This window comes from Streptococcus pseudopneumoniae (genome assembly GCF_001072925.1).
Lineage (GTDB): Bacteria > Bacillota > Bacilli > Lactobacillales > Streptococcaceae > Streptococcus > Streptococcus pseudopneumoniae_Q.
In genome coordinates, this window is sequence record NZ_JVHE01000078.1 from 1 (window position 1) to 1455 (window position 1455).

The 1455-nt window shown below is 42.7% G+C and carries 1 pseudogene; it reads left to right on the forward strand.

Annotated elements, in window-relative coordinates:
- Positions 1-1455, forward strand: a pseudogene (locus ADH81_RS11180) (protein with ysrik-signal peptide); the annotation flags it as partial.

Genomic DNA, 1455 nt, shown 5'->3' on the forward strand with positions numbered 1-1455 from the left:
CTTGACACCAGCACAGACAGTGAAAGAAGCTGACTCAAATGGCGTTAAGACCCCAGCTGTAACCCCAGTAGCGAACCCATCAGCCCTTACAGATGCGGAAAAAGCAAAAGTAGCAGATGAAGTTAAGAAGGCTAACCCAACAGCAACAGATGTTAAAGTTGGTGAAGATGGTACAGCAACAGTAACCTTCCCAGATGGTTCAAAAGCAACCTTGACACCAGCGCAAACAGTGAAAGAAGCTGATAAAGAACTTAAGGATCCAGCTGTAACCCCAGTTACAGATCCAAGTAACTTGACTGACGCTGAAAAAGCTAAGGTAGCTGAAGAAGTTAAGAAAGCTAACCCAACTGTGACAGATGTTAAAGTTGGTGAAGACGGTACAACAACAGTTACATATCCAGGTGGTACAACAGCTGTTCTCCCATCAAATAAAACTGTTAAGAGATCAGTTGATAAAGAACTTAAGGATCCAGCTGTAACTCCAGTTGTAAACCCATCAGCTCTTACAGATTCTGAAAAAGCTAAGGTAGTTGAAGAAGTTAAGAAAGCTAACCCAACCGTAACAGATGTTAAAGTTGGTGAAGATGGCACAACAACAGTTACATATTCAGATGGTACAACAGCAACCTTAACTCCAGAGAAGACAGTAAAAGAAGCTGACTCAAATGGCGTTAATAGCCCAGCTGTAACTCCAGTCGTTAATCCATCAGCCCTTACAGATGCAGAAAAAGCAAAAGTAGCGAACGAAGTTAAGAAAGCTAATCCAACCGTAACAGATGTTAAAGTTGGTGAAGACGGCACAACAACCGTAACCTTCCCAGATGGTACAACAGCGGTTATCTCTCCAGATAAGACTGTTAAGAAATCTGCTGATAAGGTCATTAAAGATCCAGCTGTAACTCCAGTCGTTAATCCATCAGCCCTTACAGATGCCGAAAAAGCAAAAGTAGCGGACGAAGTTAAGAAAGCTAATCCAACCGTAACAGATGTTAAAGTTGGTGAAGATGGTACGGCAACAGTTACATATCCAGATGGTACAACTGCTGTTATTCCATCAGATAAGACTGTTAAGAAGTCAGATGATAAAGTCATTAAGATTCCAGCTGTAACACCAGTCGTGAACCCATCAGCCCTTACAGATTCTGAAAAAGCTAAGGTAGCAGATGAAGTTAAGAAGGCTAACCCAACAGCAACAGATGTTAAAGTTGGTGAAGATGGCACAGCGACAGTAACCTTCCCAGATGGATCAACAGCAAACTTGACACCAGCACAGACAGTGAAAGAAGCTGACTCAAATGGCGTTAAGACACCAGCTGTAACTCCAGTAGCGAACCCATCAGCCCTTACAGATGCGGAAAAAGCAAAAGTAGCTGACGAAGTTAAGAAGGCTAACCCAACAGCAACAGATGTTAAAGTTGGTGAAGATGGCACAGCAACAGTAACCTTCCCAGATGG